A 22,092-nucleotide genomic window follows, 5' to 3' on the forward strand; every position below is an offset into this window, starting at 1 on the left:
AGCTTTTATTATGGAGTATTTAAAATGACAGCAAAAAATATATTTTTGCTTGGTTCTATGGTGTTTTTGTTAAGTGCCTGCGGAGGCTCAGAAGAAAGCCCTGCTCAAGAGACAATACAATCACCTACGGCTGAAGTAGTACCGCCAACGGTGACTAGCTATATAAATTTGGCTGGTGTTATAGCGAGTAATCAAACCAAGAATACAAAAGTTTTAGGTGCTGTCACTTCAAGTAGAGGAGTAGTTGGATCAAGCATAGCTAATACACGCGCTAATATTGTTTTTTCACAAACAAACGAAACTGTGCAAGGCAACGTTTCTTTTTTACTTGAAGCTTCGGATACTGATGGCATTGCTGAAGTTAATTTAGTGCTCCCTAGTGTCAATAAAAGCATATCACTGTGTTCTTCTGATTGTGGTTTTGACTACGAAAAATCAATTATAGGCCTCAGCCCTGCACTTTATGGTGTAACTCCAGGAGAGATACGCCTAGAAATATGGATAACTGACACTTTAAATAATCAAGTCCTTGCTGATGCAATTACTTTTAACTGGCAACCATATCAAATTGAAGGTGTTACAGCTCAGCGAGACGAAGATAATATTAATCTTTCGTGGCAAGCAAACCCCGAACTTAATCGTTATAACGTTTATATTGCAACTCAAGCTGGAGTTTCATCTACTAATATTAATGAATTAGAAAACGGGCAACAATTTTTAAGTATTCAAGATACTGCATTAAGCATTACCGAGTCACTTACAGATAAAAGTTATCAAGTACTTATTACCGGTATTGATGGCAGTGGTGAAAGTGGCTTTGCTAATATAATAAACATAGCACCAGTGGGTGGAGAGCTTGCATTTGCACCAGAAGCTAATGCCGATCAGTTTCAGATAAATGAAGATCAAACTCTGCAAGGCAACGTTCTAACAAATGATACGAATCAATACAGTGGCGATTTACGTGTAAATGCAGATGCATTAATTCTACCGCAGCATGGCACCATTGATATAAATGAAAATGGGGATTTTACTTATATCCCTATTGCAAACTTTAATGGTGAAGATGCCTTTAGCTATCAAGTTGCTAACGAGCTAGGTATGACAGATACCGCAGTTGTAGAGATAACCATTTTAGCTGTTAACGACGCCCCTATTGCGCTTGATAATACTTATAACATTACAAACAATGGAACCTTAGTTGTCCTATCGCCTGGCTTACTTATTAACGATAGCGATATTGATTTAGATAACTTAACTGTTGATACAACGCCTGTTAGCGAACCGACAAGAGGACAATTAACCCTTTTTGATAATGGTAGCTTTGAATACCAAGGCGAGCAGAACATGCAAGGCCAAGACAGCTTTCAGTATAGAGTTGTTGATGCACAAGGTGCTCAGGCTATTGCAAATGTAACTATTGTAAGCTCAAACACTAACGTAGCCCCTGTAACAAAAAATGATAGCTATAGTTTAAGCGAAGATGAAACACTTGTGGTTACAGCAGCCAATGGTGTGCTTAGTAACGATACTGACCCAAATAATGACAGTTTTTCAGTTGATGAAACATTTATTGTGGCACCAACACATGGCCAACTATTATTAGCAATTGATGGCAGCTTTAGTTATGTGCCGGATGCTAATTTTAATGGTGTTGATCAATTTCGATATCAAGCTATCGACTCATTAGGTGCAACCTCTACAGCCACAGTAACTTTAGTAATAAACAGCGAACCTGATAGCCCTGTCGCACAAAATGATGCCTATCAATTTAGTAAAAATAAACTATTTGAAGTAACAGTACAAAATGGCTTATTAATTAACGATTTTAATATTGAGGCTGGCGATTTATCAGTTAACACCACGGCAATCAATGCAACTCAAAATGGCGAGCTTACATTAAAAGTTGATGGCTCATTTACCTACCAGCCAGACTTAGGTTTTATTGGTGTAGATAGCTTTACTTATTCAATTTCAAATGAGCAAGGCTTAACTGCAACAGCTCAAGTAACATTAAGTGAAAGCGGCGTTAATACTTTTCCAGAAGCCAATAACGATCAATTTACGTTAGACGAAGACAGCTCTGCATCTTTATTAGACGTGCTAGCTAACGACACTGATGCAGATGGCGATACGATTAGTATTTCGAACATAGAAGATATTGCTGGAGAAGCGACTATTGTCGCCGGAAAAATACAGTTTACTCCACCAGCAAACTTTTCAGGTGAGATAGTACTAACTTACACCATTACGGATGGCTATAGTACTGGTAATGAAGGTATAAACGACAGAACAGCAAGTGTGACGATTACCGTGACACCCGTTAATGATGCCCCTACTGCAAATACTGATTCAGCAACGATGAACGAAGATGCTCCTGCGTTATTAGTTAACGTACTAGCTAACGACTCCGACATTGATGGCGATACTCTTACAATAACAGCTGCTACTGCAGATATAGGTTCTGCATCTGTTGTTGATAATAAAATCCAATACACGCCTGCTGCTAATACAAATGGAACAGCAATTATTAGCTACACAATAAGTGATGGTAATGGCGGTACTGCAACTACAAACTTATCAATAATTATTACTCCTGTAAACGATACTCCTATTGCAAACGCAGACTCAGCGACAGTAGATGAAGATGCAGCGCCAATACTAATAAACGTATTGGCAAATGACTCTGACGTGGATGGTGATAGCCTCACTATCAGTGCTGCCTCGGCAAATACTGGTTCAGTCGCAGTGGTTGGCAATCAAATTCAATATACACCGGCAGCCGACGACAACGGCGTAGCAACAGTTACTTATACTGTAAGCGATAGCAGCGGTGGTACCAGTACAACAACGTTAACTATCACTATTAACTCCGTAAACGATGCCCCAATAGCAAACGCCGATTCGGCTACCATGGCTGAAGATGCAGCGCCAATACTAATAAACGTATTGGCAAATGACTCAGATGAAGATGGTGACAGCTTGACGATCAGTGCTGCCTCCGCTGATATTGGCTCAGCCTCAGTAGTTGGTAATCAAATTCAATACACCCCGGCGGCCGACGACAACGGCTTAGCAACAGTTACTTATACCGTTAGTGATAATAATGGCGGAACAGATAATACCACGGTCACTATTACTATAACTGCAGTGAACGATACACCTGTTGCCAATAACGATACTGCTACTATGGCTGAAGATGCAGCGCCAATACTGATAAACGTATTAGCCAATGACTCAGATGAAGACGGCGACAGCTTGACGATAAGTGCAGTCTCAGCTGATATTGGCTCAGCCTCAGTAGTTGGCAATCAAATTCAATACACACCGGCAGCTGATAGCAATGGCTTAGCAACAGTTACTTATACCGTTAGTGATAATAATGGTGGAACAAATACTGCCACGGTCGCTATTACGATAACTGCCGTGAATGATGTACCTGTTGCCAATAACGATACCGCTACTATGGCTGAAAATGCAGCGCCAATACTGATAAACGTATTAGAAAATGACTCAGATGTAGATGGCGACAGCCTGGCGATCAGTGCAGCATCAGCTGATATTGGCTCAGTCTCAGTAGTTGGCAATCAAATTCAATACACACCGGCAGCCGATAGCAACGGCTTAGCAACAGTTACCTATACTGTTAGTGATAATAATGGTGGAACGAATACTGCCACGCTCGCTATTACGATAACTGCCGTGAATGATGCACCTGTTGCCAATAACGATACCGCGACCATGGCTGAAGATGCAGCACCAATACTGATAAACGTATTAGCAAATGATACTGACTCTGATGGAGACAGCTTGGTGATCTCTTCAGCCTCAGCTGATATTGGCTCGGTCTCAGTAGTTGGCAATCAAATTCAATATACGCCTGAAGCCAATACCAATGGTCTTGCCACAATAACTTATACGATTAGTGATAATAATGGCGGAACCAATACAGCCACAGTGGCCATTACCGTAACTGGTGTTAACGATGCACCTGTAGCATCGGTTCAAAGTTTTAGTATTAATGAAAATGCTACCGATGGCGACATCATAGGGACTGTTAGCGCGTCAGATATTGAGAACCAGACTTTAACTTATAGTTTAACTGGCGGTAACACTGCTTTATTTAAAATTAATAGTAGCTCTGGTGTTTTATCAACCGCAGGTGAAAGCCCATTTGATTTTGAAACAACTAATCAATATATCTTAAATGTCACTATAACTGATGATGGCACACCTAATGAAAGTTCAAACGTTAACATAACCGTTAATATTACTGATGAAATTGAGCTTCTTATTCCAACTGAAGATGTGACATTTGGCCGCCCGATTACAGGTGAGCTTGATCTTTCAAACATTTTTTCTGGAGGTGAGTTTAAAGACAGTATTGAGCTTAATGGCAACCTTTATTTTGTTGGTTTTGTTGATGGCGACGATAAAGATATTATTGTTGTGTCTTACACCAACGCTGGCATAACAAATAATGCTTTTAATAGTAATGGAATAAAAATATTAGATTTAGATGATGATGAAGAAGCCACAGCTATTATTTCTGACGGTACAGATCTCTTTATTGCTTATTCTAGTTTTGACGGCACAAATACTGAAGCCTGCTTATTGGAAATGAATACTGCTGGCGTTGTAAGTACTGACTCTGGTGAGAATGATTCAGGAGTTCGCTGTACTTCACAAGCGAGTACTCTTGTTATTAATGACCTTGAAATTGATGACGATAAGATACTGGCTGTAGGTAAACGCTTTGATGGCACTCAAAACGATAGTTTATGGATACATTATAAAAAATCAGATCTAGATTTTGAGAACTCTACTCCAGCTATTGTCGATGTTAGCGGCGCTAATCGAGATGATGAAGGCTTTGCAGTTAAGAACTTTGATGATTCCGATTACTTAGTGGTTGGGAGTGTTACCAATGCAGAGGGAACAAAAGACTCTCTACTTCGTTATTTAAAATCTGATGGCGATAATGACAATAGCTTCAATGGTGGCGCAGCACTAACAATTGATATATCTGATAATGATAAAGACGACGAACTTTTTGCTGTAGGCGGAGTTAGTGATTCTGAATTTACTGCTTTTGCAGGTGGTTACATAACTCGTAACAGTGGTGAAAAAGAAGCCGTGGTTTTGGCTATTGATAAAACGGGTACTCTTATAACGAGTTTTGGTGATGCTGGTATAGCAATTTATGATATTGATGGTAATGGTGGAAATGGTAATGGCGGCGCTAAAATTACAGGTATTAAACACGAGCCTAGTAACAATGGCATTAGTTTGTCGGGGACGACTGGCGTATCAGCCTCAGAAAAATTATTTTCAGCACGGATTAATAATGAAGGTACTTTAGATAGTGCCTATGGCACCTCCGGCATTAATATAATTGATGGTATAAGTGGTAAGCAATTTGCCAACACTTTAGCTATCGACTCTAATGACACTCTTTGGGTAGCTGGTGTTAATGATGATTCAAATACAAAACCGTTTATTGCAGCAATAGACAGTCAAGCCACATTATTTAGTAACTTTGAAACGAATGGTTACTTTACCCTTAATAATTTAGTAGATGCGACAAACGACGAATCAATGCACGTTTTACAACTTAGCAATGACCCTCATGCCGGTAAGTATATTCTTGCATCAACGGCTAAATCGGACTCAATTACTAAGTTAGTACTAACACGCTTTACGAGTGCGGGTGATATCGATACTAGCTTTAGCGAAAGTGGCCATAAAGAAATTGCCATAGATTTGAGTAAATCGCGTGTTGCTCTAACCGAGCAAAGCGACGGCAATTTAGTTATTACAGGCTCTAAAAATAGTGAAAATGGTGAAGCGGGCTTTGTAGCTAAAGTTGATCAGTCTGGTAATTTAGACACTTCATTTGCAACAGACGGTGTATACACAACCTCTGTCAGTGGCGCAGAATTGGTAAACCTGACAGGTATTGCACTTGATAATAGCGGTAACATTATTACTGTTGGGTCAATCGTAATAAGTGGCACTCCTAGCCCAATCGTTATAATGTTGACGCCAGAAGGTACCCTTGAGCCTAACTTTGGCACTGGCGGAAGTATCATAGGCTCAGCTTTTGAGTACTATAACCGTGTACATACCGACAATGCGGATATTTTCATTGGCGGTAAGGCAGTATTAAGTGGCACTTCAAAGCTAATCGCATTGAAGTTAAGCTCAAATGGTACTGAAGTCTTTAAATATGTAGGTGAAGAAACCACAGATACCAACAATAAAATAGCGCAGATTTTAACTGACACAACGGGTAAGTTATATTTAATAGCAAACCTTATTGATTCGCCAAATAAAGCCAATGTTATTAGGTTGCTCGTTACGGGTGCGCTTGATACTAGCTTTGCCGTAAATGGTGTTGGTGAATATACTTTGGCGTCAAGCGGTAACACTGAGCTAAGTGGTGCAGCGCTCGATAGTAGCAATCAACTTATTTTAGCCGGCATGGCTAACAATAAAGGAATGTTAGCGCGTATTTTAACTGACGGTACTTTAGATAATACGTTTGGAGCCAGTGGTGCCGGATTTTATGAAGCAAGCCAATGTACCAGTACACATGTATTTACTTCAATCATCTTACAAAATGACACCCAAGTTGTTGTAAGCAGCACCTGTAATGACACTAACTCTAACAATGTTAGTATTTCTAAATTCAATTTTGTAGAAGATGGAGCTTAGCCTTAAATTATGAAAGTTGAATTCTTTGGTGTTAGAGGCTCAATGGCTTCAGCAGGAAGTAATACACACATTTTTGGAGGAAATACCTCATGTGTGTACATCGAACAAAATAATGGCAAAGATCTCATTTTAGACTCTGGTACCGGTATTGTAGAGCTCGGTACACGTTTACTAGAAACACAAAGTCCTATCAATATTTTGCTAACGCATAACCATTGGGACCATATTCAAGGGTTTCCTTTTTTTAAACCTATTTACCAACCCAACCGCGATATAACTATTACTGTGGGTAACGTTGATGATAAAAAAAGCCAAGATGCCATATTAAAGCAAATGAGTGGTTCGTACTTTCCGGTGTGTTATCAAGATTTACCTGCCAGCATTACGCTTAATACTGATTTATCGTCTCAAAAGCAATTTACACTTAATGATTTTTTGGTTTCGACTGCTCCACTAAATCACCCTGGTGGTGGTACTGCTTATTGTATTAAAGCAGATGAAAAAAAGGTGGCTTACGTTACCGACAATGAGCTAAATCCGCCAGAAAAAGCAAACACAAGTATTAGCGAATGGGTCAACTTTATTGAAGGCGCTGATTTACTAATTCATGATGCTCAATTTATAGATGCAGACTTGCCTCTTAAACATGGTTGGGGGCATAGCACCATAGATCAGGTGGCTGAGCTTGCTATAAAAGCGAGTATTAAAAATGTGGTTATTATTAGCCACGATCCATCAAGAACCGATGAACAGTTATTGGCTATAGAAAAATATTTACACACGCAGTACGCTCAACAGGTAAAAATAGAGTGCGGCCGAGAAGGACGAGTTTTTGATTTTTAGTCTATCAAGGAGCGTTACTCATTAGCTCCTTAAAACCAATTACTTCAAAGCACTTTTTCATTGGCGCTGTTATTACATTATTAATTGCATCAATAGAGCTATTTTCAACTGGGTCGCTTGCAAAGTTAGTGAACCGCGTAGAAGGTATAATATACGACTCTCGTTTATTACTAACACTTTCAGAGACGCCTAGGCGTATTGATGAAACCGTTGTAATAATTGATATCGATGAAAAGAGCATGCAAGAACAAGGACGCTTTCCTTGGAGTCGCTCAAAAGTAGCTGACCTTGTTACAAAGCTTACTGATGCAGGTGTTATTGTTATTGCATTCGATATATTTTTTTCTGAACAGGAAGAAAACCCTGTTACAAAAATTATGTCTGAAATTCCTGATTTATCAAAAAAGTACACCATCCCCTTTGCTGAAATTACTAAACAAGTCGATGCAGACACAAAACTAGCAAGCGCATTATCTAAAAATGATACTGTTCTTGGTTTTTTATTAATTGATGAACAACTCACTAATCAAAACTTGCCAGCTAAAAGCAGTGTTGTATGGGCAAATGCGGATCATACTAATTCACAGATAAACCAGTTTCCTGGTGCTATTGTAAATATTCCTCAGTTACAAAATGCTACAACGGGTACCGGTTTTATCAATGCACATAGCGATGAAGATGGCTTTATACGTAAAGCAGCTCTTATAAATCGAGTTGGCAATAAGCTCTACCCTTCTTTAGCACTTGAAGTTGCTCGACTTTATACCCTTGCTGAAAACATAGAAACTCGTTCCAATATATTAGATGGTATAACGTTATTCGAAGGTATAAAGTTTCAAGATAAGTGGATTCAAACTGATGAATATGGGCAAATATTAATTCCTTACAAAGGGCGTGCACATAGCTTCCCTTATTATTCGGCTACCGATATTTTGACCAAAAAAATTGGTTTAGAGGAATTAGAAGGCACAGTATCCTTTATTGGCACATCGGCAATTGGACTCGCTGATTTAAGATCAACACCTGTTGGTTTACAGTATCCCGGTGTTGAGGTACATGCCAATATATTTGAAGGGTTAATGCACCCAGAGCTACTGCCATCTAAACCTAATTGGTCACTGGGAGCAAGCTTACTCATCATTGCATTAACGGGTAGCGTACTGTCGTTTTTTAGCCACGGTAAGAGCGCACGTTTTATTATTGTTTTGTCTCTTACAGTCACAAGTGTCGTTATATTTTTAAACGTTTATTTATGGTCAGTGCAAAAAATTAGTTTACCTTTATTAATGCCCCTTTTACTCATCATTATATTAGCGGGTTATTACATCATTGTTGGTTCTATCGCTGAAATGAAACATAGCCGAAAAATAAAATCTATGTTTGACCAATATATGCCTCCTGAGCGTATAAATCAGATGATACTACAGGGTAAAAGTTTATCTCAAAAAAGTGAGCGAAAAAATATGACGGTGTTGTTTGCCGACATTCGTAGTTTCACTTCAGTATCAGAAAATATGTCGCCTCATCAGTTAAGTGAATATTTAAACGAATATCTTACGGCTATTACCAAAATCATATTTGATCATAACGGAACTATTGATAAGTACGTAGGCGATATGGTGATGGCATTTTGGAATGCTCCACTAAAAGATGAAAACCACGCTCGCCATGGTGTTGAAGCCGCAATGGGTATGATTAACGGGTTAACGCAAGTAAATCAGTTATTTGCAGAAAACAATCAGCCTGCAATAAAAATAGGTATCGGTTTAAGTACTGGCGATATGAATGTAGGTGATATGGGTTCGGTTTACCGTAAAGCCTATACAGTTCTTGGTGATACTGTTAATTTAGGTGCTAGAGTAGAAAGCTTGACCAAGTTTTATGGCGTAGCTATTCTTGTTACAGAAGAAACGGTGAAGGAATGCCCTCATATTTCATTTCGTTTAATAGATAAAGTGCAAGTTGTCGGAAAAACAACGGCTGTACTGTTGTTTGAGCCTATAAACTTTACAGATAAGCTCGATGAAGAACAGTTAAATGAAGTTAAAAAATCACAGCAGGCCATGACGCTTTTTTATAATAAAAACTGGCCACAAGCGCTTAGCTTATTTAAAGAACTACACAGCACGACCCTATTTAGCTCTGACGTTTATACCATTTTTATCGAACGTATTAAGGGCACTGATTTGCAAACACTAGCTAAGGATTGGAATGGTGCCTTCAAACATACTAAAAAGTAGTAAACATATGCGACAGCACATTAAAGACAAAACAAACCTTCAGCATTTTATCGATATTAGTATTAGGCTAACAACAGAAAAAAACTCGTCTAAGTTACTTGATGAAATACTGCAAGTTGTGATGTCGATAGCAAATTCTGATGCTGGCAGCATTTACTCTATTACCCCAAACAAACAACTCAAGTTTGAAACGGTAATAAATAAGTCATTAAATCTTTATTTAGGTGGCACTTTAGGGAGCCCTGTAGATTTTCCTAATATAGATCTTTTTATTGATGGCAAACCAAACGAAACAGCTATTGTTGCCCACTCTGCAAATTCTGGCGAAGTGATTAACATTCCTGACGTGTATGATGCCCTGCCCTTTGATATGAGCGCAGCTCGCAAAATGGATGCCCGCACGGGTTACCGCTCTGAGTCCATGCTAACAATTCCTTTAAAAGATCACGAAGATGACATTATTGGTGTAATCCAGCTTATAAATGTAAAAGATGCGCAAAATAAAAACATTCCTTTTAGTGAAGAGCTTGTCACTCTAATTCGATCTTTTGCCTCTTTAGGCGCTATTTCACTAACTAACTCAACACTAATTAAGGGAATGGAAGATCTTTTTTCGACCTTTGCTGAAACAATTGCGATGGCAATAGATGAAAAGTCTCCTCATACCGGTGGCCATTGTAAACGAGTGCCAGCACTCACGTTAATGCTAGCTGATGCCGTACATGATATAAATAAAGGCCCTTTGGCTTCATTTTCGATGAGTGAGGCCGACCGGCATGAACTTGATATAGCAGGCTGGTTACATGACTGTGGGAAAATCGCGACTCCCGATCACATTATGGAAAAGTCGACAAAACTAGAAACTATTTTTGATCGAATAAAATATGTAGATGCTAAATTTGAAATAATTAGCCGAGATTTAAAAATAGCGTATCAGCAAAAAATCATCTGTGCGATGAAACTGCAAAAACCTATCGAAGTTCAACAATTTGAACGCCTACTTGATACCGAGCTTAAACAGTTAGCATTAGACCGTGCATTATTACAGCGTGTGAATGTAGGGGGCGAGTTTTTAGGTGATGCAGAACTTGAGCACATTGAACGCATTGCAAACAAATACCAACTCGTTATAAATGATATTAATACACCATTGCTCTCAGCTGATGAAGTTGAAAACTTAACAATACGAAGAGGCACGTTAACCGAAGCCGAACGTGAAGTAATGAAACGTCATATGGATGTAACTAAAAATATTTTAGATGCCCTGCCGTTCCCTAAACACTTAAGCAATGTGACTGAATATGCTTTAGGTCATCATGAAAAACTTGACGGTACTGGTTACCCAAGAGGTTTAACCAAAGAGCAAATGTCGGTGCCTGCAAGGTTAATGGCTATTACGGATATTTTTGAAGCGCTATCTGCAGTAGACAGGCCCTACAAAAAAGCAAAACCGGTCAGTGAGTGTTTATTTATTTTAGGGTCAATGGTTGCTAAAAACCATCTTGATGCTGACATTTTTGCTATTTTTATTGAGTCGCAAGTCTATAAAAATTATATCAATGAATATGCTAACCCAGAGCAGCTAGATGAGGTAGATTTTGATAACTTACCCGGTTACACACCTATAAGTTAGCACCTATAAAGCCATGCCTTTATTCAAAATACGCTTATTACAGCCTATACCTATCCAAACAAAAAAATGCCACCTTACGGTGGCATTTACACACGGGGTTATTTCTACTTATAGAAATCCTTTTACTTTTTATTTGTTTTTTTATGTTGTTTTATTAACAAAAAATATGTTCCCAAAGGTAGCATTTAGCGCTTTGGGTAGCAATAGTAAAAGGTAAAGTTCATATATCTGCCATATTAACGTCATAAAAAAGCGCGAAGTAAATTCGCGCTCGTATACTTAACTGCCGTTATATTTTAATACACACGTATTTTTCTTCTAGGTACTCATCCAGCCCTTGATGCCCACCTTCTCGGCCCAAACCAGATTGTTTAACGCCACCGAAAGGCGCTACTGGGTTTGATATAACACCTTCATTTACGCCGACCATACCAAATTCAAGCCCTTCACTAATTCGGTAAATTTGCTTAATATTTTGGCTGTAAAAGTAGGCTGCTAGACCAAATGGTACATCGTTAGCAAGTGCAAGCACTTCACTTTCTTCATCAAAAGGAATAACCGTTAATACTGGACCAAATACTTCTTCGTGGTAAATATCCATCTCTGTCGTTACGTTGTTTACTATTAATGGGTTTTGAAAGCTGCTACCTAAGTCACTATTATCGCCAATCAACGTCGCACCTTTATCGAGTGCGTCTTGTACTAACTGTTGTACTTTATCTTTGGCTTTAGGGTAAATGAGTGGGCCAATATCAACATCGTCTTCAAAACCATTTGCCACTTTTAGCGCTGCAACCTTTGGCGTGATTTTTGACAGTACTTTGTCGAGAATATTACGCTGTATAAAGATACGGTTTGCAGCAACACATGCCTGCCCACTATTTCTAAATTTAGCCGCCATTAGCCCTTCTACAGCTTCATCTAAATCTGCATTATCAAAAATGATAAAAGGCGCATTGCCGCCAAGCTCCATCGAGGTGCGTTTAATTGTGTCTGCACATTGAGATAGCAACTGCTTACCTACACCGGTAGAGCCGGTAAATGTAAACTTACGCACGATTTCTGAGTCAGTCAGCATTTTACCTACTGTTTTGGCATCTTGTGAAACCAGTACATTAAATGCACCTTTAACAAAACCAGCTTGATCGGCCAAATAAGCAAGTGCGATAGCGCATAGTGGCGTATGTTCAGAAGGTTTAAGTATAAAGCTACAGCCCGCAGCGTAAGCTGGAGCTACTTTACGAGTAACCATAGCAACAGGGAAGTTCCATGGCGTAATACCGGCAACAACACCTACAGGCTGCTTAAAGCTAGTTAAACGATGCGAGTCATCTGTTGGCGGAATTACATCTCCGTAACTACGTTTGGCTTCTTCTGCAAACCATTTGATAAAACCTGCACCGTAGTTAATTTCGCCAAGCGATTCTTTGAGCGGCTTGCCTTGCTCTTTGGTCATAAGCTCTGCAAGTGTTTGTTTGTGTTTTATAACTAGCTCATACCAGCGCATCAACGTTTCGCTTCGCTCGGTCGCATTTGTCGCTTTTAACTTAACAAAAGCCCCTTGAGCTGCGGTTATTGCGCTATTTACACCCTGCTCGTCAATATCGCTTACATCAACAATACTTTTTTCGGTCGCGGGATCGTTAACGCTAAAGTGCGTATCAGTTTTATAAAATTCGCCGTTAATAAATGAGTCTGAGAAAATAAGATTACTCAAAATAAACCTCCGAAATAGATTTTAGGGATTGGGTTGAACTCGTAGCAGCGGGTTTACCCCGCGTTTATATAATCTGAAAAATACGTGATCATTTTGATGTTCAAGTTTGAGATTAGAAAAATTTAACTTAAAACGTTTGAGATTTAAAAACGCGACATAAAGTCGCTGCTACGTGTTTATAAATGCTTTTTTGAAACAAAAAAGCCGCTGTATCAAACAGCGGCTTTTAATATATACATCGTTAAAAACTAGTGCTCTTCATTAACGATATTGAGATTGTACTTAGGTATTTCAACCACTAAGTCTTCATCTCTTATAATTGCTTGGCAACCAAGGCGTGACTCAGGCTCTAAGCCCCATGCTTTATCTAGCATGTCATCTTCTAGCTCATCACTCTCTTGTAGTGAATCAAATCCTTCACGAATCACTAAATGACACGTAGTACATGCACACGACTTTTCGCAGGCATGTGCAATGCTAATGCCATTTTTAAGTGCAGCGTCGAGTACCGTTTGGCCTGTAGGAGCTTCAATTGCAGCGCCGTCAGGACATAATTCAGGATGTGGAAGAAAAACAATTTGTGGCATTCTAATCTCTCTTAAATGTTGTCTACTGACTGCCCTGTAAGGGCCTTTTTAATTGATGCATCCATTCTACGCGATGCAAAGTCGCTACTCGCATTATCGACTTTTTCGATAGCTGCTTTAATTTCGCCAGGCTCTTGTGCATTTTCGCGCACTTTTACCAGTTCTGCAATTTCAGCGCGTAAGTTAGCAAGTTGCATATCGTCAAGTAATGCAGCATCGGCTGCAAGTGATGCATTAAGCGCTTCTATTACACGCAGTGCTTCTACTTGTTGCTCTTTAAGCATACGTGCTTGCATATCGCCTTTAGCGTTGCTCATTGACTCTTTTAGCATGTTAGCTACTTGGTCATCAGATAAACCAAACGAAGGTTTAACTTGAATTTCAGCTTGTACACCTGTTGATTTTTCCATAGCTGAAACACTTAATAAGCCATCTGCATCAACTTTAAAGGTTACACGAATATGCGCAGCGCCTGCCGCCATTGGTGGAATACCTTTTAAGCTAAACTTAGCAAGCGATCGACAATCATCAACAAGCTCACGCTCGCCTTGCAGCACATGTAATGACATAGCTGTTTGGCCGTCTTTAAACGTTGTAAATTCTTGCGCGCGAGCTACCGGAATCGTCGTATTGCGCGGAATGATTTTTTCAACCAAACCACCCATAGTTTCAAGGCCTAGCGATAACGGTAATACATCAAGCAATAGCATGTCAGAATCTGGCTTATTGCCAATTAACACGTCGGCTTGAAGCGCAGCACCTAAAGCGACAACACGATCAGGGTCGATTGAAGTTAGCGGCTCTTTATCAAAAAAGCTTTGTACTTGGCTACGTACCAGTGGCATACGGGTTGAACCGCCTACCATAATAACTTGCAGTACTTCGTCGTTTTCTATGCCAGCATCTTTTACAGCACGACGACACGAACGCAGTGTTTTTTTAACGAGAGGCATAGCCATTTCGTCAAACGTTTCGCGTGTTACTTCTACTGTGTATTTTTGATCGTCAAACTCAAGACCCACGTTTACTTTAGCGTATTGGCTTAATGCTTCTTTACACGCTTTTGCTTTATTGATGAATAAACGTAAAACTGAAGGTGACAACGCTGACACACCAGTTTGCTGCTTAAAGTAATCAACAAGTAGTGAGTCAAAGTCATCACCACCGAGACTTGAGTCGCCGCCAGTTGCCATTACTTCAAATACACCTTGGTGTAATCTAAGTACTGATATATCAAATGTACCACCGCCTAAATCGTAAACAGCAATAATACCTTCTTGGCCAGAATCTAAACCATAAGCAACGGCTGCTGCTGTTGGCTCATTTAATAAACGTAGTACGTTAATACCAGCCAGCTCTGCGGCATCTTTAGTACTTTGGCGCTGTGCGTCATCAAAGTACGCTGGTACTGTGATTACAGCCCCTAAAATTTCTTGGTTGCCAAAACTTTGCTCAGCTCGTGCTTTTAATGCAGCTAAAATATGGCTTGATGCTTTAATTGGACTGATTTTACCTGCCGCAGTTTCTATTGCTAGCGCACCATTGTGCTCACAGAACTCATACGGTAGTTGCCCATAACTTTGCTCTATTTCAGCCTGAGTTTTACCTAAAAAACGCTTAACCGAAATAAGTGTATTAGCAGGGTCTTGCGTTGCTGCTTGTGCAGCCTCTGCGCCAACAGTAATACCGCCTGCTTGATAACGAACAACCGACGGTAACATAGCCGCGCCAAGATCATCAGTTAACGTGCGGGCTTCGCCACTTTGTACTGTTGCAACTAATGAGTTAGTTGTACCAAGATCAATACCAATCGCTAGTTTATGTTCGTGTGGTGCCGCGCTCTGCCCCGGCTCAGCAATTTGCAATAATGCCATAATGCTCTTTAAACTCGTGTTGCTCGCTTTGCAGCAAGTAATTAATCGTCAAATAAACTGTCTTCAATACGCTCTAGTTCGTCACGTAACTTATAAACAAACTTCAGTTTACGAATATTATCTGCGGCAAGTTGATATTGCTGCTCATCGTTACTTGCTAGTTGTTCGGCAAGTTGTGCACTGTACTGCGTGTTTAGTTGCTTAATTTGTTTTTCAAAATTTGCAATGGCGGTATCAGGATCGCGCGACGATGTTAGCTCTTCAAGCTCTTCGCGAAGTTCCATTTGCTGCATTAAAAACATTGGATCTTGCAAGGTTTGTTGCTCTGCACGAATATCAACGCCTAGCTCGCTCAGCATATATTCAGCACGTTTTACTGGGTGCTTTAATGTTTGTAGCGCATCGTTAATTTCGGCGGCGCTTTGCACTGCCATTAACTTATCGCGGCTGCTCGCATTCGCGTGGCGATCTGGATGTACAGTACGCTGTAATTCCAAGTAGTGCTTGTTAACCGTTGCTAAATCAATATTGTAATCAACGGGGACTGCAAATAATTCAAAGTAACGCATAACTCAACCAATAAAATTCAGAAATTAATTTCAAAAATAACAAAGCCCTACATTTACTGGCAGGGCTTATTTATACTACAAAGATATTTTAAGCTTAAACGGTAAAGCTTTCGCCACAACCACACTCATCTGCTTGATTAGGGTTTCTAAATTTAAACCCTTCATTTAAGCCTTCTTTAGTGTAGTCGAGCTCTGTGCCATCGATGTAAACTAAGCTTTTAGCGTCAACAATTAATGTTACACCTTTAGCCGCAAAAGTTTCATCGTCTTCGTTTAAATCGTCAACAAACTCAAGTACATAAGCAAGACCTGAACAGCCCGTCGTTTTAATGCCAACGCGCAGGCCTAAACCTTTACCGCGGTTTGCTAAAAATGATTGTACGCGGTTTGCTGCCGCATCTGTCAATGTCACTGCCATGAGTTTCTCTTCTTACTTCGCTTGTTTGCTTTTGTAGTCTGCAATTGCTGCTTGAATTGCGTCTTCGGCTAAAATTGAACAGTGAATTTTCACTGGTGGTAATTCAAGCTCTGCACTGATATCAGTGTTTTTAATTGTCGCTGCTTCGTCTAGCGTTTTGCCTTTAACCCACTCTGTTACAAGTGAAGATGAAGCAATTGCGCTACCACAACCGTAGGTTTTGAATTTTGCATCTTCAATAACGCCTTCGGCAGATACTTTAATTTGCAATTTCATTACGTCACCACATGCTGGTGCGCCTACCATACCCGTTGCCACTGACGGATCATTCTTATCTAGAGTACCTACGTTACGTGGGTTTTCTACGTGGTCGATTACTTTATCACTATAAGCCATTATTCTATCCTCATTACCTGCTAGGGTATGTGCTCACACTATTAGTGGTGAGCCCATTCAACTGAATCTAAATCAATACCTTCTTGATGCATCTCCCAAAGTGGAGACATCTCACGTAGGCGACCGATAGAGTTTTTCATTAATTCGACGGTGTAATCAATCTCTTCTTCGGTAGTAAAGCGACCAATACTAAAACGAATTGAGCTATGTGCTAATTCGTCGTTACGGCCAAGTGCACGTAATACATAAGAAGGCTCTAAGCTTGCAGATGTACAGGCTGAACCTGACGATACTGCAATGTCTTTTACTGCCATAAGTAACGACTCACCTTCAACAAAGTTAAAGCTGATGTTTACAATGCCAGGTACTGATTGGTCTTGCGTGCCGTTAAAGTATACTTCGTCCATATCAGCCATAATGCCGTCGATTAAACGATTACGTAAGGCGCTGATGTGTGCGTGATCTTTTTCGAAATCTTGCTTAGCAATTTTAAACGCTGTACCCATACCCACTAATTGGTGAGTAGCTAGTGTACCAGAACGCATACCACGTTCATGTCCGCCACCGTGCATTTGCGCTTCAAGGCGAGCGCGTGGTTTACGACGAACGTAAAGTGCACCAACACCTTTAGGGCCATACACTTTATGTGCAGAGAACGACATAAAATCAACTTTAAGCTGTTGCACGTCGATTAGTACTTTACCCGCGCTTTGCGCTGCATCTACGTGGAACATAATTTTACGTTCGCGACACATTTCGCCAATAGTCGCGATATCTTGAATTACACCTAGCTCGTTATTAACGTGCATGATGCTTACAAGTACTGTGTCGTCACGCATTGTGTCGGCAAGTTTTTGTAAATCAAGTAGGCCGTTTTCTTCAACGTCCATATAAGTTACTTCAAAACCTTGGCGCTCAAGCTCACGACATGTGTCGATTACAGCTTTATGCTCAGTTTTAGCGGTAATAACGTGCTTACCTTTTTTCTTATAAAACTGTGCTGCACCTTTAATAGCAAGGTTATTTGATTCTGTTGCACCCGATGTGAAAACAATTTCACGTGGGTCTGCATTAATTAAATCAGCAATATCTGTACGTGCTTGGTCAACAGCTTCTTCTGCTTGCCAACCAAAACGGTGTGAGCGTGACGCAGGATTACCAAACTTACCGTCCATTGTCAGGCATTGCATCATTTCTTTAGCAACACGTTCGTCAACAGGCGTGGTCGCTGCGTAATCTAAATAAATCGGTAACTTCATTTCTCTCTCCGCTGCAGGTCAACCTTAAAGTTGACAGCTTACTTGAATGTTTTCCAACTGCTTAATTGCATTATTAATACTGTTATCTTGGCGCGATGCTATTTCTTTCACATCTGATTTTTCCACCAATTCAGCAAGGGTAATATTATTCAAAAATTCTTCTATGCGTGCGCTTAGGTCTGACCACAAATTATGTGTTAAACAACGCATACCACTCTGACAGCCGGTATCGGCACCTTGGCAACGTGTTGCATCGACCGATTCGTCTACGGCGCTAATAATATCGCCAACAGAGATAACGCTCGCTTCACGCCCTAGTAAATAACCACCACCAGGTCCACGAACAGAACTTACTAGGCCATTTTTACGTAAACGAGCAAATAATTGTTCAAGGTAAGACAAAGAAATTTCTTGTCTTTGTGAAATATCAGCAAGGGCTACAGGACCTACACCTGTGTGTAGTGCAACATCCAGCATAGCTGTAACGGCATATCTGCCTTTTGATGTTAACTTCATAACGCCCCCTGCACAAAAGAGTGCAAATTTTAATTACCAGAGTAAATTAGTCAAGTATTATCACTTGATAAAAATTTGATTTAGAAACTCTTACTTTTAAATTGTAGAGTTAACAAATTTTCAATACTTGACCTCTTTGGTCAAGTATTACAGCCATTGTAATTACCTGAGTAATTTAGTCAAGTATTAGCGCGTTAATTAGTCTAGGTCTTTTATAACTAATAGCTATACCTAAGTTACTTAGGGATAGCCTTATTAATTGAGGTGAGAATACCGCGTAAAATATTCATTTCAGCATCTTCAGGGTGAGCTCGGTTGAACAAACGGCGCAATTTAGTCATAACTAAACCAGGGTGTTGCTTGATGATAAAGCCTGTTTTAAACAACGTGTCTTCAAGATGATCATAAAACAGCTCAGTTTGCTTTGAGCTTGGGTAAACTGCATCGTCTTCTTCAACCTTTTTAGGTTGTTGATTTAAAAATGCCATGCGAGTTTCGTAGCTAAGTGTTTGTACGGCCATAGCTAAATTAAGCGAGCTGTACTCTGGATTAGCAGGAATACACACATGGTAATTACAAAGCTGTAATTCTTCATTAGTTAAACCACTGTTTTCACGACCAAATACTAGCGCTACAGGACCATTTACGGCTTCAGCAACGAGCTTTTCACCACATTCACGTGGTTCAACCATTGGCCACGAAAGCGTACGAGAACGCGCACTTGTGCCAATCGTTAATGTACAGTCAGCGATAGCTTCTTCAACGGTACCTACAATAACTGCATTGCCTAAAACATCAGTTGCGCCTGCAGCTAATGCACTTGCTTGGCTGTCTATTTCGCAAGCAGGATCAACTAAATAAAGTTTTGATAAACCCATGGTTTTCATGGCGCGAGCCGCCGAACCAATATTGCCGGAATGTGACGTGTTAACTAAAACAATGCGAATATCATCTAAGATCATTACTGTGCTACTTTGCTATGCCAAAAAATTGCGCAAATTCTAACATGAAAATGTAATAAGATCCTAGATTCAAAAGGCTAGATCCTATGATCAAACCCAATATAACGATTCTTACATGGATAAGTTTGTCGCTGCAAGCAAAGCGTGACATACACTGGATAGACATATCAGCAACTTACAAATAACCTGCAACCATTCACTGACATAAAATACAACCATACAATGACATAGTGAAGTTAAAGTTATTACACTAAAAACAAAAAACCAGCCTTCAAATATAAGACTGGTTTTTTCAATTACTACTCACTGCCTTTTCGGCAGAATTACATTAACTTAAACATCGAATCGATTGTTTTTATCTTCAGCTGCCTATACGGCAGGTCACAGTAAATGTTCGTTTGGCCAGACCTATCAAGATATTCTCAGCTGCCTATACGGCAGGTCACAATGTCGTTTTTTTATGCCAAAATGCTCTTCATTCTCAGCTGCCTATACGGCAGGTCACACGCCCCTCAAGTTCGTATGCTTCACACATTCATTCTCAGCTGCCTATACGGCAGGTCACTATAAAAATAGCTGACCTTATTTATATAATTCATATAATTAAAAAGCAAACTCAATTTTACCCATATTTTTATATGCTTGCCCAGAGCGTTTTAATATCAATGACTTATGATAACGTTATAAATAAAGGTTAATTACTCTCTATTAAGGGTGATAAATCAGGAACCGTGCCTTTAAACTTTTCATTTGAGGCAAAACCATAATTACTAAATACTGGCTCTGCTTGGCAGTCGGCATTTTGCTTTTGAATATGAAGAATATAATCTTCTTGTGAACTCTTACTAGTCATAGCTACCCTATGAAATATATCAATTTCTCGGGGAGCTTCGAGCTTTTTAGGATTAAAATCTTCACCTCTTGCTAATGCTCTTTTTTGCAGGCGCTTTAACCTTCTTCTACTTTCCCCTGTAAATATTTTTGCTACCGCCTGATTACGTATAAAACGTATTTCTTTGCAGCTCTCAGGTACGGCTAAAGCTTGGCTTAATTTAAAAAAACCACAATCTTGCATATCTACAAAATAAGCTTGCTCTTTAAGGGTGTTTAAAATCTCTTTTTCCGTATGAACAAAAGCAATTACATTACCAATTGATGAGTCCGACCATGCAGGAAACGTAACTCCCATTCCTTCAATATTATGCTTTAAAATAAACCCATGCATGATAGAAATACAACGGCCAGTTAGCAGCGCTAGATTAGCTTGTTTAGGTAAAAAGTGGGCTGTGAAGTAATACCTTTGCATAACTACGCCTTTTTAGACTCTGCTTTTTTCTGGAACATTCCACCCTTAATCAATACAGAAAATAAATAATAAATAGCTGGGTCTATATTTTCATTTTTATTAGTAATGCAATTTTTAAGGGCTGACAAATACCATTCAGTATTTTTGAAAATAGAATAAAAGTTCTGCTCAGAATCGGGAGGACGCCGGGCAATGCCTATTTCTTTATCTGCACCAAACTCATGCACACGTAACCTTTTACTTGCATCCTCATCCCACCAATCATCAATTGACTGAAGCGCTGCACCTATTTTTACAGAATTAAAACTTACAGCATAACGGCCATCTGCACATTTAGCTTTTACAAACTGTTTAGAGGCCTCTCCTTGCTTAACTTTGTCGTTAAGAATTTGGCTTGGGTAAATTTCTTGGCAAAATGAGGCTTCTATTTTCGCGGTTATATCGGCACTCCAAAACACATTGGGATCAGTTAATGCGCTCTCAATTTCATCACTTAGTTCTTCTAATACTTTTTGAACATCAGAAGTCCATTTACTTTCCCAAGCCAACTTACGGGTGTTATCGATTAAATAACAATTTCCTTTACTAGTTTTAATTTCAATTTGAGTGTTACCCGTGTTTTGATTACGCCAAAGCCATGTACCTAATAAAATATTTCTGCAATAACGAGTAGCTAACTCTTTATAACCACCACACTCTTTAAATGTTTCTGCCAACTCTTTTAATAAAGAAAAAACATCTGGATCACTACAGCCTGAAGGGGCCAACGAGTTCGCTTGCACCCTCAAAGAAAACCGACAAAATATATGTTCCACATTTGGAGGTACATAACACTCTTCTAGAGTTAATATATTATTATGTGTTAAGTCCTGAGGTGAGATGTTTTTTGGTAAAAACTGCGGGGTGAATGCTTCAGTAAAACCAGATTTAGGGCCTCTAATTTTATTAATATCAGCTTCTAGGGGAACAAAGTTAGAGTCAGCCGTTTTATAAAAAAACACAGCTTTACCAGGATAAAGCGAGCGATCATATTTTAATATATTACATAGTTCCAT

Annotated in this window: 15 protein-coding genes; 4 read left to right on the forward strand and 11 right to left on the reverse strand. The window is 39.6% G+C overall.

The window, feature by feature from the left end; genetic code table 11:
- Window positions 1-24 precede the first annotated feature (24 nt).
- The 4 genes from AAEY68_RS04035 to AAEY68_RS04050 all read left to right on the forward strand — a co-directional run bounded on the left by AAEY68_RS04035 (window position 25) and on the right by AAEY68_RS04050 (window position 11,433).
- Window positions 25-6,717, forward strand: coding sequence for an Ig-like domain-containing protein (locus tag AAEY68_RS04035; RefSeq protein WP_350585540.1), 6,693 nt, complete (start codon window positions 25-27; stop codon window positions 6,715-6,717).
- A 9-nt stretch (window positions 6,718-6,726) separates the two neighbouring features.
- A complete protein-coding gene (locus AAEY68_RS04040) occupies window positions 6,727-7,560 on the forward strand; it encodes an MBL fold metallo-hydrolase (protein ID WP_024593754.1) in 834 nt (277 codons plus the stop codon).
- 128 nt (window positions 7,561-7,688) lie between these two features.
- A complete protein-coding gene (locus tag AAEY68_RS04045) occupies window positions 7,689-9,800 on the forward strand; it encodes a CHASE2 domain-containing protein (protein WP_350585541.1) in 2,112 nt (703 codons plus the stop codon).
- Entirely contained in the window at window positions 9,772-11,433 is a 1,662-nt protein-coding gene (locus AAEY68_RS04050; RefSeq protein WP_007586383.1) for an HD domain-containing phosphohydrolase, read from the forward strand. Before AAEY68_RS04045 ends, AAEY68_RS04050 begins: the two co-directional genes overlap by 29 nt.
- A 289-nt stretch (window positions 11,434-11,722) precedes the next feature.
- Here AAEY68_RS04050 and AAEY68_RS04055 read toward each other — a convergent pair whose 3' ends face one another.
- The 11 genes from AAEY68_RS04055 to csy3 form a co-directional block, all read right to left on the reverse strand.
- Complete coding sequence (locus AAEY68_RS04055; RefSeq protein ID WP_024593756.1) at window positions 11,723-13,150, reverse strand: NAD-dependent succinate-semialdehyde dehydrogenase; 1,428 nt, start codon at window positions 13,148-13,150, stop codon at window positions 11,723-11,725.
- 248 nt (window positions 13,151-13,398) lie between these two features.
- Window positions 13,399-13,737 carry an ISC system 2Fe-2S type ferredoxin gene (gene fdx, locus AAEY68_RS04060; protein ID WP_007586379.1) on the reverse strand — a complete coding sequence of 113 codons (339 nt, stop codon included), beginning with the start codon at window positions 13,735-13,737 and terminating at the stop codon, window positions 13,399-13,401.
- Between the two features lie 11 nt (window positions 13,738-13,748).
- Window positions 13,749-15,611, reverse strand: a complete 1,863-nt coding sequence (hscA, locus tag AAEY68_RS04065) for a Fe-S protein assembly chaperone HscA (protein WP_121953550.1) — start codon at window positions 15,609-15,611, stop codon at window positions 13,749-13,751.
- 41 nt (window positions 15,612-15,652) lie between these two features.
- On the reverse strand, window positions 15,653-16,180 hold the full coding sequence (gene hscB / locus AAEY68_RS04070) for a co-chaperone HscB (RefSeq protein WP_007586374.1): 528 nt from the start codon (window positions 16,178-16,180) through the stop codon (window positions 15,653-15,655).
- A gap of 94 nt (window positions 16,181-16,274) precedes the next feature.
- A complete protein-coding gene (iscA, locus tag AAEY68_RS04075; protein ID WP_007377674.1) occupies window positions 16,275-16,598 on the reverse strand; it encodes an iron-sulfur cluster assembly protein IscA in 324 nt (107 codons plus the stop codon).
- A gap of 12 nt (window positions 16,599-16,610) precedes the next feature.
- Window positions 16,611-16,994 (reverse strand): Fe-S cluster assembly scaffold IscU, encoded by a 384-nt coding sequence (iscU, locus tag AAEY68_RS04080; RefSeq protein ID WP_007377675.1) that lies wholly within the window; start codon window positions 16,992-16,994, stop codon window positions 16,611-16,613.
- 41 nt (window positions 16,995-17,035) lie between these two features.
- Window positions 17,036-18,253, reverse strand: coding sequence for an IscS subfamily cysteine desulfurase (locus AAEY68_RS04085; RefSeq protein ID WP_002958425.1), 1,218 nt, complete (start codon window positions 18,251-18,253; stop codon window positions 17,036-17,038).
- Between the two features lie 24 nt (window positions 18,254-18,277).
- Complete coding sequence (iscR, locus tag AAEY68_RS04090; protein ID WP_007586371.1) at window positions 18,278-18,769, reverse strand: Fe-S cluster assembly transcriptional regulator IscR; 492 nt, start codon at window positions 18,767-18,769, stop codon at window positions 18,278-18,280.
- Between the two features lie 236 nt (window positions 18,770-19,005).
- The gene (gene trmJ / locus AAEY68_RS04095; RefSeq protein WP_024589846.1) at window positions 19,006-19,731 is read right to left on the reverse strand and encodes a tRNA (cytosine(32)/uridine(32)-2'-O)-methyltransferase TrmJ; all 726 of its coding nucleotides are present in this window, start codon (window positions 19,729-19,731) and stop codon (window positions 19,006-19,008) included.
- Between the two features lie 694 nt (window positions 19,732-20,425).
- Window positions 20,426-21,037, reverse strand: a complete 612-nt coding sequence (gene cas6f, locus AAEY68_RS04100) for a type I-F CRISPR-associated endoribonuclease Cas6/Csy4 (protein WP_350585542.1) — start codon at window positions 21,035-21,037, stop codon at window positions 20,426-20,428.
- Between the two features lie 2 nt (window positions 21,038-21,039).
- Window positions 21,040-22,092, reverse strand: coding sequence for a type I-F CRISPR-associated protein Csy3 (gene csy3, locus AAEY68_RS04105; protein ID WP_350585573.1), 1,053 nt, complete (start codon window positions 22,090-22,092; stop codon window positions 21,040-21,042).

Origin of the sequence: Pseudoalteromonas sp. RB2-MNA-CIBAN-0110 (assembly GCF_040309305.1) — a bacterium.
Classification (GTDB): Bacteria; Pseudomonadota; Gammaproteobacteria; order Enterobacterales; family Alteromonadaceae; genus Pseudoalteromonas; species Pseudoalteromonas arctica.

Bases quoted from the DNA above. Each gene is read 5' to 3' on its own strand.
- AAEY68_RS04050 (WP_007586383.1), top strand. From the start codon at position 9,772: ATGGTGCCTTCAAACATACTAAAAAGTAGTAAACATATGCGACAGCAC.
- hscA (WP_121953550.1), bottom strand. From the start codon at position 15,611: ATGGCATTATTGCAAATTGCTGAGCCGGGGCAGAGCGCGGCACCACAC.
- csy3 (WP_350585573.1), bottom strand. From the start codon at position 22,092: ATGGAACTATGTAATATATTAAAATATGATCGCTCGCTTTATCCTGGT.
- iscU (WP_007377675.1), bottom strand. From the start codon at position 16,994: ATGGCTTATAGTGATAAAGTAATCGACCACGTAGAAAACCCACGTAAC.
- iscR (WP_007586371.1), bottom strand. From the start codon at position 18,769: ATGAAGTTAACATCAAAAGGCAGATATGCCGTTACAGCTATGCTGGAT.
- trmJ (WP_024589846.1), bottom strand. From the start codon at position 19,731: ATGATCTTAGATGATATTCGCATTGTTTTAGTTAACACGTCACATTCC.
- AAEY68_RS04035 (WP_350585540.1), top strand. From the start codon at position 25: ATGACAGCAAAAAATATATTTTTGCTTGGTTCTATGGTGTTTTTGTTA.
- fdx (WP_007586379.1), bottom strand. From the start codon at position 13,737: ATGCCACAAATTGTTTTTCTTCCACATCCTGAATTATGTCCTGACGGC.
- cas6f (WP_350585542.1), bottom strand. From the start codon at position 21,037: ATGCAAAGGTATTACTTCACAGCCCACTTTTTACCTAAACAAGCTAAT.
- iscA (WP_007377674.1), bottom strand. From the start codon at position 16,598: ATGGCAGTGACATTGACAGATGCGGCAGCAAACCGCGTACAATCATTT.
- hscB (WP_007586374.1), bottom strand. From the start codon at position 16,180: ATGCGTTACTTTGAATTATTTGCAGTCCCCGTTGATTACAATATTGAT.
- AAEY68_RS04085 (WP_002958425.1), bottom strand. From the start codon at position 18,253: ATGAAGTTACCGATTTATTTAGATTACGCAGCGACCACGCCTGTTGAC.
- AAEY68_RS04040 (WP_024593754.1), top strand. From the start codon at position 6,727: ATGAAAGTTGAATTCTTTGGTGTTAGAGGCTCAATGGCTTCAGCAGGA.